The organism is Pseudooceanicola sediminis (assembly GCF_003575965.1).
Taxonomy (GTDB): domain Bacteria; phylum Pseudomonadota; class Alphaproteobacteria; order Rhodobacterales; family Rhodobacteraceae; genus Pseudooceanicola; species Pseudooceanicola sediminis.
The window spans coordinates 244377-257284 of the sequence record NZ_QWJJ01000005.1; the positions used below are offsets into that span (position 1 = coordinate 244377).

The 12908-nt window shown below is 60.2% G+C and carries 13 protein-coding genes; 1 reads left to right on the forward strand and 12 read right to left on the reverse strand.

The genetic code is table 11. The features are described 5' to 3' along the window. The first annotated feature begins 2 nt into the window (after window positions 1–2). The gene (locus tag DL237_RS07590; protein ID WP_119398447.1) at window positions 3–497 is read left to right on the forward strand and encodes a SixA phosphatase family protein; all 495 of its coding nucleotides are present in this window, start codon (window positions 3–5) and stop codon (window positions 495–497) included. 87 nt (window positions 498–584) lie between these two features. Here the strand turns inward: DL237_RS07590 and DL237_RS07595 are convergent, their stop codons facing one another. From DL237_RS07595 to DL237_RS07650, 12 genes are all read right to left on the reverse strand, one after another. Continuing rightward, window positions 585–1382: an amino acid ABC transporter ATP-binding protein gene (locus DL237_RS07595; protein ID WP_119398448.1), complete on the reverse strand. Its 798-nt coding sequence runs from the start codon at window positions 1380–1382 to the stop codon at window positions 585–587. A 12-nt stretch (window positions 1383–1394) separates the two neighbouring features. Then, the gene (locus DL237_RS07600; protein ID WP_119398449.1) at window positions 1395–2711 is read right to left on the reverse strand and encodes an amino acid ABC transporter permease; all 1317 of its coding nucleotides are present in this window, start codon (window positions 2709–2711) and stop codon (window positions 1395–1397) included. 1 nt (window position 2712) lies between these two features. Beyond that, the gene (locus DL237_RS07605) at window positions 2713–3969 is read right to left on the reverse strand and encodes an amino acid ABC transporter permease (RefSeq protein ID WP_119398450.1); all 1257 of its coding nucleotides are present in this window, start codon (window positions 3967–3969) and stop codon (window positions 2713–2715) included. 128 nt (window positions 3970–4097) lie between these two features. Continuing rightward, window positions 4098–5117 carry an amino acid ABC transporter substrate-binding protein gene (locus DL237_RS07610; protein WP_119398451.1) on the reverse strand — a complete coding sequence of 340 codons (1020 nt, stop codon included), beginning with the start codon at window positions 5115–5117 and terminating at the stop codon, window positions 4098–4100. 231 nt (window positions 5118–5348) lie between these two features. Next, window positions 5349–6065, reverse strand: coding sequence for an ATP12 family chaperone protein (locus DL237_RS07615; protein ID WP_119398452.1), 717 nt, complete (start codon window positions 6063–6065; stop codon window positions 5349–5351). An 11-nt stretch (window positions 6066–6076) separates the two neighbouring features. Further along, the gene (locus DL237_RS07620; protein ID WP_233544896.1) at window positions 6077–6766 is read right to left on the reverse strand and encodes an HAD-IA family hydrolase; all 690 of its coding nucleotides are present in this window, start codon (window positions 6764–6766) and stop codon (window positions 6077–6079) included. After that, window positions 6763–7812 (reverse strand): RluA family pseudouridine synthase, encoded by a 1050-nt coding sequence (locus tag DL237_RS07625; protein WP_119398453.1) that lies wholly within the window; start codon window positions 7810–7812, stop codon window positions 6763–6765. Before DL237_RS07625 ends, DL237_RS07620 begins: the two co-directional genes overlap by 4 nt. Next, complete coding sequence (gene crcB, locus DL237_RS07630) at window positions 7809–8192, reverse strand: fluoride efflux transporter CrcB (protein WP_119398454.1); 384 nt, start codon at window positions 8190–8192, stop codon at window positions 7809–7811. Before crcB ends, DL237_RS07625 begins: the two co-directional genes overlap by 4 nt. A 54-nt stretch (window positions 8193–8246) precedes the next feature. Continuing rightward, the gene (locus DL237_RS07635; protein ID WP_119398455.1) at window positions 8247–9578 is read right to left on the reverse strand and encodes a replication-associated recombination protein A; all 1332 of its coding nucleotides are present in this window, start codon (window positions 9576–9578) and stop codon (window positions 8247–8249) included. Further along, window positions 9579–11015 carry a trypsin-like peptidase domain-containing protein gene (locus DL237_RS07640; protein ID WP_119398456.1) on the reverse strand — a complete coding sequence of 479 codons (1437 nt, stop codon included), beginning with the start codon at window positions 11013–11015 and terminating at the stop codon, window positions 9579–9581. A gap of 166 nt (window positions 11016–11181) precedes the next feature. Continuing rightward, window positions 11182–11598 (reverse strand): 50S ribosomal protein L17, encoded by a 417-nt coding sequence (gene rplQ, locus DL237_RS07645; protein WP_119398457.1) that lies wholly within the window; start codon window positions 11596–11598, stop codon window positions 11182–11184. Window positions 11599–11866: 268 nt separating this feature from the next. Then, window positions 11867–12883 (reverse strand): DNA-directed RNA polymerase subunit alpha, encoded by a 1017-nt coding sequence (locus DL237_RS07650; protein WP_119398458.1) that lies wholly within the window; start codon window positions 12881–12883, stop codon window positions 11867–11869. Window positions 12884–12908: the final 25 nt, after the last annotated feature.

Here is a 12908-nt window from a genome sequence, read left to right on the forward strand (position 1 = left end):
GTATGACGAAGCGCTTGATTCTGATGCGGCATGCCAAATCAAGCTGGGCCCTGTCTGGCCAGCCCGATCACGATCGTCCGTTGAATGAACGTGGGGCAAAGTCGGCGGCGGCGCTTGGCAGTTGGCTTCATACCCGCGGATATGAGGCCGATGAGGCGCTCGTCTCGACCGCACGTCGGACGCGAGAGACATTTTCTGCATTGAAATCAGCCGCAAACCCCCAGTTCACCGCGACCCTCTACAATGCAGGCCCTGCGGCGATCATGGCCGCACTGCGACAGGCCAGCGGCGCCTGCGTGCTGCTGATCGCGCATAACCCCGGCATGTGCGACTTTGCGAACCGACTGATCACCAGCCGCCCCGCGCATCCCCGATTTGAGGATTTCCCGACGGGCGCGACCTTGGTGGCCGACTGCCCCGTTCCAGATTGGTCAGTGCTTGCATTCAATCAGGCGATCACGGTGGATTTCATCGTGCCACGTGACTTGATCGACTGACGCAAAGTCATTGGGTTTTGCCGGAAAGCAAAGCCCGCCCGGATCGCTCCGGGCGGGATCGCCAAATCACAGTCGATTCGTCGCTGATCAGTGACCGAGAATCTGGCTGAGGAACAGCTTGGTGCGTTCCGACCGGGGATTGTTGAAAAACTCCTCCGGCTCGTTCTGCTCCACGATCTGCCCCTGGTCCATGAAGATGACACGGTTGGCGACCTGACGGGCAAAGCCCATCTCGTGTGTCACGCAAATCATCGTCATGCCCTCTTGCGCCAACTCGATCATGGTATCGAGGACTTCCTTGATCATCTCCGGGTCGAGCGCAGATGTCGGTTCGTCGAACAACATGATCCGCGGTTTCATGCAGAGGGAACGGGCAATCGCCACCCGCTGTTGCTGACCACCCGACAACTGGCCGGGGTACTTGTTGGCCTGATCCGGGATCTTCACCTTTTCCAGGAAGTGCATCGCGGTCTCGACCGCTTCCTTCTTGGGGGTCTTGCGAACCCAAATCGGAGCGAGTGTGCAGTTTTCCAGGATCGTCAGATGCGGGAAAAGGTTGAAGTGCTGAAAGCACATGCCGACCTCTGACCGGATCTTGTCGATGTTCTTGAGGTCGCTGGTCAGTTCGGTGCCGTCGACGATAATCTTGCCGGACTGATGTTCCTCAAGTCTGTTGATACAGCGGATCATCGTGGATTTTCCCGACCCGGACGGGCCTGCGATGACAATGCGCTCTCCCCGGTGAACCGTCAGGTCAATGTCACGCAGCACATGGAACGACCCGTACCATTTGTTCATGTTGCTGATTTCGATCGCGACTTCGTCCGACACTTTCAGTGCGGCAGGGTCAATTGCGGGCGTCGTGTCAAAAGCGGTGTCAGTCATGATGGATACCTCTTAGCGATGCCCGGTCTGAAGCTTGCGCTCCAGATACATCGAGTAGCGGGACATGGAGAAACAGAAGATGAAGAAGATGGCGCCGATGAAGATGAACAGCTCCCAGTAGATGCCGTTCCAGCTGGCATCGGCACGGATCGCGTTGGCCAGCCCCAGCGGATCGAACATCGAGATGATCGAAACCAGGGTGGTATCCTTGAACACACCGATGAACGTCGAAACGATACCCGGGATCGAGATTTTCAAGGCCTGGGGCATGATGATCAGCCGCTGCGCCTGCCAGTAATCAAGGCCGAGTGAATCGGCGCCTTCGTATTGGCCCTTGCCGAGGGCGGCGAGCCCCCCACGCACCACTTCTGCCATGTAGGCCGAAGCGAAAAGCGTGGTCATGATCATGACCCGCAGAATGATGTCGAAGTTCGTGCCCGGCGGCAGGAAGATGTTCAGCAGGGTCGAGGCGACAAACAGCAGGGTGATCAGAGGGACCCCGCGAATGAATTCGATGAACCCGACGCAGAGTGCCTTGACCAGCGGCAGGTGAGAACGCCGCCCGAGTGCAAGAAGGATACCGATGGGCAGCGAAAACATGATCGCCGTAACGCCGATGGTAATCGACAGCAAAAAGCCACCGAATTCGCGGCTTTGAACCGATGCGATGGCCAAGGGCGCAATTGCCGACAAGCCAAGCACGACATAGCCCGCCAGAGTGGTCCACCAGATGACAGAGGCGACCACCGCCACAAACAACGACACGCCGGCGTTCACCACCTTGGAAACGAGGCTGAAAACCACGTATCCGACCACGAACCCCAGAAGGGCGGTGATGGGGTTCCAAATCGTGCCGCCCCAGAGCAGCCATGCCCCGAGGAACGGAAAGACAGCGGTAAAGCCCAGCATCCTTGTCGGGGTCCGGTCCGCGAACAAGATCGGTGCCAAAGCAACGAACAGCAGTACAAGAACCAGAACTGGCCTCCAGTAAAGCTCGGCCGGGTAGAAACCGAACATCAACTGCGGCCAGCGTTCACGGATGACGCCCCAGCAGGCTCCACCCTGCTCATTTCCGACCGCAGCCATCATTTCGCGGCAATCGTTCAGCGAGGTCGCATTCCAGGTGCCGGAAATGAACCAAGGAAGAAGATGCGCGATCAGGTTGATCACGAATAGCAGTGCGACAATCGTGATGATGGTGTTCAGCCAACCGGAGAACAGATTCGTGCGCGCCCAGCCGACCGGGCCAACGGTCGAAAGCGGCGGCTCCTGCTGCGGCAGCATTGTGTCGCGAACGAAAAGAACGGTCTCTGCGTGTGTGTCAGCCATCTTAACGCTCCACCAGTTTGACGCGGTTGTTGTACCAGTTCATCACACCGGAAATGATCAGGCTGATCGCGAGATAGACGAGCATCCCCAGCAGGACAGTCTCGAGCTCCCGGCCGGTCTGGTTCAGGGTGATGCCCATCAAGGTGCCCGTGATATCCATGTACCCCACGGCAATCGCCAGCGAGGAGTTCTTGGTCAGGTTGAGGTACTGAGAGATCAGCGGCGGGATGATGACCCGCATCGCCTGCGGCAAGACCACCAGCGACATGATGCGATTGTTTCTGAGGCCCAAGGCAGCCGCGGCCTCGGTCTGGCCACTGGAAATGGCAAGAATACCCGCACGCACGATCTCTGCTATGAAAGCTGCGGTATAGAGCGACAATGCCAGCCAAAGCGCGATCAGCGAGTTGCGCATGTAGGTCCCGCCGGCAAAGTTGAAGCCCTTCAACTCGGGGTAACCAAGGTGAAAGCCCAGAATTGCCAGCAACACGACTGTCGGCAGCACGATCACGGCAAGGCGCGTGTGCCATGTACGGGGCCGCAGGCCGGTTGCTTCCTGCTTGGCGTCAGCCCGGCGGGCAATACCGCGGGCGACGAAAATCGACGCCCCCAGCACGATCAGGATCGCGATGAGGTTGATGCTGACGTCAAACGCCGCACCGACATGGAAATCGCCCAGAGAGCGGGAAAACAGCGGTTCGGGAATGTAGACGCCGCGGTTGGTGATGGCCACGGAATCGAAGAGCTTCATCGTGGCGTCGGGATCGTCGCCGCGAAAGGCGCTTGGCGGGGGCATCGCCTCGATCAGGATGGCCATGCAGAGAACGATCCACATCAGCACGGGCACATTGCGGAACATCTCGACGTAGACCGTCATCAGGCGCGCGACCAACCAGTTGCCCGATAGGCGCAGCACACCGACGATGACGCCGATGACCGTTGCCGTCGCGCAGCCCATGGCCGCAACCAGCAAAGTGTTCAGCAGGCCGACGAAAGCGGCGCGCAGATGGGTGGATTGAGACGAATAATCGATCAGGCGCTGGTTGATGTCGTAGCCGGCAGATTCGCCGAGAAAGCTGAACGACGGTTCCTTGCCCAGATCATTCAGGTTCTGCGCCGTGTTCATCGTCAGCCAGCCAAAAAGCAGCAACACCGCGACAAGCGCCAGAATCTGGAAAGTGATTGAGCGATACCGGGTGTCGTACACAAGCATGGATAGCTTGAACGACTCCGCCGGCGGGTCGGTGAGAGTTGTCATGGTCAGATGTTCCCCGTGATCCGGCCCGTTTTTGTAGTGCGTCTTCGCGCGTGGGGCCGGTCATTGATGCACCCCGAGGGGCAGATGGTAGAAGGGCGCGGTGTTATCCGCGCCCTTCTCCGTCGTTCTTAGCGGAACGGCGGCGAGTAGATCAGGCCGCCTTCGGTCCACTGTGCGTTCAAACCACGCGCCAGACCGATCGGGGTGTTCTCGCCGATGTTCTTTTCAAACAGTTCGCCGTAGTTGCCACCGGCCAGGATCGCGTTCTTGGCCCAGTCATCGCTGAGACCGAACATCGCGCCCAGGCTGCCTTCGGTGCCGAGCAGACGATTGATTTCCGGGTTGTTGCCAGCTTCGGCACCCATGTCGGACGCGTTTGCCGAGGTGACGCCCAGCTCTTCTGCCGAGATCAGTGCGTTCAGCGTCCACATCGTGATGTCTGCCCATTCGTCATCGCCGTGACGGACAAGGGGACCAAGCGGCTCTTTCGAGATGATTTCCGGCAGCAGTACGTAATCGCCGGGGTTCTCGAATGTGGCGCGGGTTGCGGCCAGGCCCGAAGCATCGGTGGTGTAGACGTCACAGGCGCCAGCAAGGAATTGCTGCTGCGCCTCTGCGTTGGTTTCGATCGGCACCGGCTCGTAGTTCATGTTGTTCTTGCGGAAGTAGTCAGCAAGGTTGAGCTCGGTCGTGGTGCCGGTCTGGATGCAGACGGTTGCGCCATCGAGTTCCTTGGCCGAGCTGACGCCCAGTGCCTTGGGAATCATGAAGCCCTGGCCATCGTAGTAGTTGACGCCCACGAAGGTGAACTTCAGGTCGACATCGCGCGAGAAGGTCCAGGTCGTGTTACGGGCCAGCAGATCGACTTCGCCAGATGCGAGCGCCGTGAAGCGGGTCTTGCCGGTTGTCGGAACAAACTCGACTGCTTTGGGATCACCCAGAACGGCCGCTGCGACGGCACGGCAAACGCCGACGTCAAAGCCAGTCCATTCGCCGTTCGCATCGGGGGCTGCAAACCCCACGAGGCCGGTGGTGACGCCGCAGTTCAGTTTGCCGCGTGCTTTGACGTCATCCAGAGTGGCAGCGCCGGCTACGCCGGCGGCCAGACCAGCAACGGTCAACGCGCCAAGAAATACGGTTTTCTTCATGTTTACCTCTTCCTGATTATCCGCCTTTTGAAGTTTGGCGGTTTACGACCCGAAGGGGGCCGTGAGCGAAAGTCGTTAAGGGTGCTCCCCCCAACAGTGCCTAAAGTGTGTGCTTATTCATCGCATGTGGTCAAGGGCGACATAACGAAAAGTAAACGATCACCGATGCAGATGCCCACGGATGGCGACGATAATGGCAAACCTGTAGTTGCCTTAAACGTCGTGAAGCGTTCAGGAATCGCTGCGTGCCAGATCGACGAAATGCTTCGCGTGTTGAAACGCGACACTTTTCCTTTCGGCAACGTCCTGTGCGTCGTCATCGACGCCCCACTGCTCTTGCTGCCAGAATTCGTCGATACGGGATATTTCCCAGATACGATTTGTCGGCGCCGCATTCAAAAATGCCGCAAAACCCAGCACAAGTGATCCCGTCAAGCTGACAAGATCGTGGAAAGCCGCCAGTTCGAATGCCGATAGCGCACCGATCCGACGCGAAAGAAGCGCGACAGCCTGTGGGTCCTGGGGTTGGTGGATCACGCCAGTACGGGGCAACAAACGTGCCCCCAGGGTCTCGGCTGCCCAGTCAAGCATGGGATCCCAGGCCGCCTTTTGGCGTTCCACCAGTTCCGCAGGGCTGTCGGCACGATAACAAAGCAGGTCGCTGTCACCGTAGTCAGCGAGCAAGGCCGCGACTTCGGCATGTTGCGGCATCACCTTGTCGATCGCAGAGTTCGCCGTGCGGGTATGTGGCATCGAAAGCGGCTCGATCGTGCCTTCCTGCGCTTGCCATTCAGCCGCGATTTGCGAGGCCAAGGCACGGCTTGGCAGGATAAGGGCGGCTTTTGCAGGGGTTCTGACCTCGCGACCGTCGAGCAGAACGCTGTAACCGTCGCCCTGCTCGGCCACCTCGGCTGTTGTCCAGAACCTGCGGGCTTTCCACTCGCTCATCCGGTGCTCCTTTATGTCAGGGTGTCGATGGCTTTGCGCAGCGCCGTGGCGTCATCGACCAGCAGATCGGCGTGCGACAGCTTGGTCACAGGGTGATATCCCCAGCTGACAGCAATCGTGCGGATGCCGGAGGCCTTGGCCATGTCGATATCGAATTGGGTATCCCCGACCATCACGGTCCGATCCGGAGCGACCCCGGTTTCTGCCAACGCCGCGAGGATCATGGACGGGTTCGGTTTCGACGGATGGTCGTCGGCGACCTGAATCGTCTGAAATGCCCCGCTGAGGCCGTGGTTTTCGAGCAGCGCCACCAACCCGCGCCGGGATTTGCCAGTCGCTATACCCAACAGCGTTTCCGGCTCGGCGGCCAGCGCCTCGACAAGATCACGCACGCCTGGATAGAGCGGAGAATGCGCGGCACCCGCGTCTAACCGACGCTGCATATATGCAGCCTTGTAGGCCGCGACCAACCTGTCGATTGTCGCGTCCGGAACCTCAGGCGCCAGCAACGGCATCGCAACCTCAAGCGACAGCCCGACAATGCCCAGAATCTCATGACGGGTCGGCACGGTCAGCTCTTCGGCCACGAAAGCGTCGGTCATCGACCCGATGATATCAAGCTGGCTGTCCGAAAGGGTGCCATCGACGTCAAAGATCACAAGCCGCATTTGCGCATCGGGTGCGCGCTTCAAATCGCTCATTCCTGGCCCTCGAACGGATCGACCGCAGCGTCCTTTTCCGACCAGTCAAAGGATTTCCAAGTGCGTGACATGTGCTCGGACAGGGGGGCCTCAAGGAACAATTCCTTGCCTGTAAAGGGATGTTTCAGGCGCAGCGACCGGGCGTGCAGGTGCAACTTGCGGCTGATGTCGCCGCCGAGCTGGGCCCCCCAACCGTCCCCAAGGTTTTCCTGGCCAGACCCGCCATATTTACCATCCCCGATAATCGGGTGGCCAATCTCTGCCATGTGGGCGCGAAGCTGGTGGGTGCGCCCGGTAACGGGGACCAGTGCCACCCAGGTGGCGCGCTGCGCAAGCCGCCACAGCGCGGCATAGTCGGTCACCGCCCGCTTGGCGCCCGGCGTGTCATCGACGGCCCGAGGATGCACGCAGAGCATCTTTTCCCCCTCGCCATCCTTGCCATGCCCCGGCGCCTTGACCAGGCCATAGCTGATCGTCCCCATGTACGGCGTAGGCACGCCGGCCACCAACGCCCAGTAAATCTTGCGTGTCTCACGCGACCGAAAGGCCGCCGTCAGCTTTTGCGCAGATTCCCGAGTGCGGGCCAGCAGCAGCAAACCAGAGGTATCCTTGTCCAGCCGGTGCACCAGGCGGGGTTTTTCCTCGTACCCGAACTTCAGCACCTCTGACATGCCATCGACGTGCCGTGTCTGCTTGCTGCCACCCTGAACCGGCAAACCGGGGGGCTTGTTCAAGGCAATGATGTGGTCATCGCGATAGATCACGCAGGACTTGATCATCTCTTCGTCTTCAGCCGAAATCCGGCGCGTGACAGGGGCTGTCGTGGGGCGTTCATCTGTATCAGGCAGCGGCGGAATGCGCAGCTCCATCCCCGGCGCAAGGCGGTGATTGCTTTTCACGCGGCCCCCGTCGACCCGCAGTTCGCCCTTGCGGCACATCTTTTCAATGCGTGCCTGACCAAGCTGGGGGAACGCACGCCGCAACCAGCGGTCGATCCGCATTCCATCGTCTTCGGCCGCAACCGTCTGTGTTTGTACGCCGCTCATGACAAAACCGCCCGCATGAAAGTGAAGCCCAGGACAATCGCCAACAGGGACAGGACCAAAGACAATCCGACATAGGTCGCCGCAGCCGCCATATGCCCCCGCTCGAACAGGTTATACGCTTCGAGGGAGAAGGACGAGAACGTCGTGAAACCACCCAAGACACCCGTCGCCAGCAACGGGTTCAGATGGGTCAGCTCTTTCTGCCCGATGAAGACGACCAGCGCGCCCATCAGAAACGAGCCGAGGACGTTGACGAACAGCACGCCAAGCGGAATAGGCAGGGCCGATCCGACCAGGCGCAGGATTGCAACGCCCGATAGATAACGAAGGGACGCGCCGATAGCGCCGCCGAGGGCCACTTGGAATACAGTCAGGATCATCAGGCGTCTGTCGCGCGGAAGCCCCTTGTTGTCAAGGCGCGGCGGGCTTTTGACCTAGTCCTCACCGCCGCCGGCGCGCTTGGCCCGCAACTTTTCAAAATACTCGAGACGTTTGCGCAGATCCCGCTCAAACCCCCTCTCGACCGGCTGATAAAAGTCCGGCCGCATCATCCCCTCGGGAAAATAGTTCTGCCCCGAAAAGGCATCCTCTGCGTCGTGATCGTAGTTGTACCCCTTGCCATAACCCTGCTCCTCCATCAGGCGGGTTGGCGCGTTCAGGATATGCTTGGGCGGCATCGCGCTGCCGGTCTTGCGCGCGGCGGCACGCGCTTGCTTGTAGGCCGCATATCCGGCGTTCGATTTCGGCGCCAAGGCGAGGTAGATCAACGCCTGCGACAGCGCCAGCTCTCCCTCTGGGCTGCCAAGGCGTTCGTACACCTGCCATGCGTCGAGGCAGATCGTTTGCGCCTGCGGGTCGGCCATACCGATATCCTCGACCGCCATGCGCGTGATCCGACGCGCCAGAAAGCGGGGGTCTTCTCCCCCCTCCAGCATACGCGCGAACCAGTATAGCGCCGCATCCGGATCACTTCCGCGCACTGATTTGTGCAACGCCGATATCAGGTTATAATGTTCATCACCGTTCTTGTCGTACTTTGCGGCCCGCCGCATCAGGCGCTTGGCCAGTTCATCCGGGCCAAGCGGCGCCTTGACCTTCCAGGCCGCGACCTGTTCGAACAGGTTCAGAAAGGCCCGGCCATCGCCATCGGACATGCCGATCAGGGCTTCGCGCGCGGCAGGCTCAAGCGGGAGCGGTCGACCAAGTGCCGCTTCGCCACGCTGAGCGAGATGTTCGAGGTCGTCGAATGACAGGCGCTCCAGCACCAGCACCTGCGCGCGTGACAACAAGGCGGCGTTCAGTTCGAACGAGGGGTTTTCCGTAGTGGCACCAACCAACAGGATGGTGCCATCCTCCATATGTGGCAGAAAACCATCCTGCTGCGCCTTGTTGAAACGGTGGATCTCGTCCACGAACAACAACGTGCCCTGCCCTGTACGGCGCCGCTGCCGCGCCGTCTCAAAGACCTTTTTCAGATCTGCCACGCCAGAGAAAATGGCGCTTATCTGAACAAAATGCAGGTTTGTTTCATGCGCGAGGAGACGCGCGATCGTGGTCTTGCCGGTACCCGGCGGCCCCCAGAAGATGATGGAGCCAAGGGACCCAGCCTCGAGCATGACCGTCAGGGGCGCATCCGGGCCGATCACCTGCTGCTGGCCAATCACCTCGGCCAGCGTTTGTGGGCGCAACCGGTCGGCCAGCGGACGCGGGGCACCACCGTCGGCCCCCTCGGATCGCGGGGCGCCGTTATCAAACAGATCCGCCATTCAGAGCCGGAACCGCATGGTGGCTGTCTTGCCGTCGCGCAGCAGGCTCAACTCCAGGGTCCGCCCGGGATTGCGCAGCGCCGCGTCAGCGGTTTGCGGGGTGTCGATATCCGTTCCGTTGATCGAAAGGATCGTGTCACCCGCCCTGAGGCCCGCACGCTGTCCGATACGGCCAGGCTCTTCGATCATGACGCCGCGCGCCGACAATTGAAGCTGGAATTCGTTGATCACGGCCGGGTTGATATTGATCAGCGTCATACCCGGAACTGCTGTCTCCTCTCCCGTTTTCAGGGGATCACGCGCGGGATCTTCCGGCGCGACGATCATCGGCACCGAAATGTCCTTGCGCGTGCCGCCACTGAGCCGCGTCACCACGGCCTGCCCGCCCAGCCCCGTGACCGTCATGCGATAGACCATCTCGGCCGGGCTGGAGATCGGCTTGCCATCAACCGCAAGAATGATGTCCCCCGGCTTGAACCCATTGTTCGCAAAAGGGCTTTCCGCGTGAAGCGCGTCGATCACCATACCTTCGGGCCGATCCAGCCCGGACGCCTCGGCCATGTCCAGATCGACCGGGTGCCCGGACATGCCAGCCCAGGGGCGTTCAAAGTGGTCATTGCCGGCGCGTGACTGATCCAGGAACTGACGCACCAGCGCGGCAGGGATCGCAAAACCAATCCCGTTGGACCCACCCGAGCGACTGAGGATTGAGGTATTCACCCCAATCAGGTCGCCGTTGACATCGATCAGCGCGCCGCCAGAGTTGCCCGGGTTGATCGGTGCATCTGTCTGGATGAAATACCCACGCTCGCTGCCGGTTGCGGTGCCCGACCGCGCCAGCCCTGACACGATGCCGGAACTGACGGTCTGACCGACGCCGAAGGGGTTACCGATGGCCAGAACCAGTTCTCCGACCTCGACCGAGTCACTGTCGCGCAGGGAGAGATGCGGCAGGTCCTTGACACCCTCCAACCTGAGAATGGCGAGGTCGGAATTTTCGTCTGCCAACAATACCTTGGCATTAAACTCGCGCCGGTCATTCAGCACCACGCGGATCTCATCTGCCTGACCGACGACGTGGTAATTCGAGACGACGTATCCATCATCGGACAGGATGACACCGGAACCGAGCGAATTTTGCACCTGTGGCCGGACCTGCCCAAAATTCTTGAAGAATTCCGAGAAGATGGGATCATTTGCGAAAGGTGACTGGCGTGTTGCCACGACCCGCTTGGCATAGATGTTGACGACTGCCGGCGTGGCCTCCTTGACCAGCGGCGCAAAGCCCAGCGAAATTTCGGCCTGCGATGCGGGTACGCGTGTCTGCGCCATCGCCGGTGGTGCCGTCAGCGGCCCGCCCGGGCCAAGCGCGAGAAGCGCCAGTAGGGCGGACGCGAGAGCGGAGCTGCGGAACGGTCGGCGAGAGATCAAGGTCATGAGGGCCTTTCCTGAGATGGATGGCGACCCCGAAGATATGCGGAGCGGCGCGGCAAAAGGCAAGGTGGCGACCTGGGACAAAGCAAAACCCCCGGCCCTTGGGACCGGGGGTTTGGTTCAAACCATCGTGAGGCAGCGTCAATGCGACGGCGCTCAGGTTCGATAATTACTCAACGTCTTCATATGCTTCCAGGCGAGCCTTGTCGGCTTTGCCCTTGGCATCGAGATCGCGGTCAACGAACTCGATGATCGCCATCGGTGCCATGTCACCATAGCGGAAGCCCGCTTTCATGATGCGGACATAGCCACCCTGACGGTCCTTGTAGCGCGGGCCGAGAACTTCGAACAGCTTGGCAACCAGCACGTCCTGCTTGAGGCGCGAACCGGCGTTGCGGCGGGAATGAAGGTCACCCTTTTTCGCCAGCGTGATCAGTTTTTCAACGATCGGGCGCAGTTCTTTTGCTTTCGGCAGGGTGGTCTTGATCTGTTCGTGTTCGATCAGCGAACCGGCCATGTTCGCGAACAGCGCCTTGCGGTGTTCATGGGTGCGGTTCAGGCGGCGGTAGCCTCGTGCGTGACGCATGTGTCTTACTCCTATTGCCCTCTACGGGCGGTTTTGCTTTGTCCGGTGATCCATGCGAGCGGATCACTCTCCTTGGGGCGGAATGCCCAGTCTGATTAACGAAGCCGAAAAAGCCCCGGAATCGCACGTCGGTATAACGTCGGTATCTTGACGGTCAACCGTCTGTGCGATGTCGGCAAGGGCGGAGATTAACACATTGCGTGTTTCTTTCCGCCAGAACCGTCAGGAGGGGCAGCGAACCGCCCCATCCCGAACTCTTGATGGCGACTTAGAAGTGGTCTTCGAACTTCTTCGCCAGGTCTTCGATATTGTCTGGCGGCCAGTCCTCGACATCCATGCCGAGGTGCAGACCCATGCCGGACAGGACTTCCTTGATCTCGTTCAGCGACTTGCGGCCGAAGTTCGGGGTGCGCAGCATCTCGGCTTCGGTTTTCTGGATCAGATCGCCAATATACACGATATTGTCGTTCTTGAGGCAGTTCGCAGATCGGACGGAAAGCTCCAGCTCGTCTACTTTCTTGAGCAGCAGCGGGTTGAATTCCAGACCGTCATCGTCGTCCTGACGCGAGGCGCTCTCGGGTTCTTCGAAGTTCACGAAGATCGACAGCTGGTCCTGAAGGATACGCGCGGCATAGGCCACGGCATCATCCGGGGTGATCGAACCGTCGGTTTCAACCTTCAGCGTCAGCTTGTCATAGTCCAGCACCTGGCCTTCGCGGGTGGGCTGAACGTCATAGGACACCTTCTTGATCGGCGAGTAGATCGCGTCGATCGGAATCAGGCCGATGGGCGCATCCTCGGGTTTGTTCTTGTCGGCTGCGACGTAGCCCTTGCCGGTGTCCACGGTCAGTTCCATGAACAGGTCGGCGCCATCATCGAGGTGGCAGATCACGTGCTCTTTGTTGAGCACTTCGATGCCAGCCGTTTCGGTGATGTCGGCAGCGGTCACGACGCCCGGACCCTTGGCATTGATCGACAGCCGTTTCGGGCCTTCGACTTCCATGCGCAGGGACACACCCTTGAGGTTCAGAACGACGTCTGTCACATCTTCGCGCACGCCCGCAACGGACGAGAATTCGTGCAGCACGTTGTCGATCTGCACGGACGTGATGGCAGCGCCTTGCAGCGAAGACATCAGGATGCGACGCAGCGCGTTGCCGAGCGTCAGGCCAAAGCCCCGCTCCAGCGGCTCCGCGACAACGGTGGCCTGACGGGTCGGGTCGTTGCCCGGCTTGACGTCAAGCTGCGTTGGTTTGATCAGCTCGGCCCAATTTTTATGGATCATGCGTGTCTCCTCAATTCCTGTTCCG

Excerpts from the sequence above, each read along its gene's own strand:
- DL237_RS07590 (WP_119398447.1), top strand. The coding sequence starts at position 3 with ATGACGAAGCGCTTGATTCTGATGCGGCATGCCAAATCAAGCTGGGCC.
- DL237_RS07595 (WP_119398448.1), bottom strand. The coding sequence starts at position 1,382 with ATGACTGACACCGCTTTTGACACGACGCCCGCAATTGACCCTGCCGCA.
- DL237_RS07610 (WP_119398451.1), bottom strand. The coding sequence starts at position 5,117 with ATGAAGAAAACCGTATTTCTTGGCGCGTTGACCGTTGCTGGTCTGGCC.
- DL237_RS07635 (WP_119398455.1), bottom strand. The coding sequence starts at position 9,578 with ATGGCGGATCTGTTTGATAACGGCGCCCCGCGATCCGAGGGGGCCGAC.
- DL237_RS07620 (WP_233544896.1), bottom strand. The coding sequence starts at position 6,766 with ATGAGCGATTTGAAGCGCGCACCCGATGCGCAAATGCGGCTTGTGATC.
- DL237_RS07640 (WP_119398456.1), bottom strand. The coding sequence starts at position 11,015 with ATGACCTTGATCTCTCGCCGACCGTTCCGCAGCTCCGCTCTCGCGTCC.
- DL237_RS07600 (WP_119398449.1), bottom strand. The coding sequence starts at position 2,711 with ATGGCTGACACACACGCAGAGACCGTTCTTTTCGTTCGCGACACAATG.
- rplQ (WP_119398457.1), bottom strand. The coding sequence starts at position 11,598 with ATGCGTCACGCACGAGGCTACCGCCGCCTGAACCGCACCCATGAACAC.
- DL237_RS07625 (WP_119398453.1), bottom strand. The coding sequence starts at position 7,812 with ATGAGCGGCGTACAAACACAGACGGTTGCGGCCGAAGACGATGGAATG.
- crcB (WP_119398454.1), bottom strand. The coding sequence starts at position 8,192 with ATGATCCTGACTGTATTCCAAGTGGCCCTCGGCGGCGCTATCGGCGCG.
- DL237_RS07605 (WP_119398450.1), bottom strand. The coding sequence starts at position 3,969 with ATGACAACTCTCACCGACCCGCCGGCGGAGTCGTTCAAGCTATCCATG.
- DL237_RS07615 (WP_119398452.1), bottom strand. The coding sequence starts at position 6,065 with ATGAGCGAGTGGAAAGCCCGCAGGTTCTGGACAACAGCCGAGGTGGCC.
- DL237_RS07650 (WP_119398458.1), bottom strand. The coding sequence starts at position 12,883 with ATGATCCATAAAAATTGGGCCGAGCTGATCAAACCAACGCAGCTTGAC.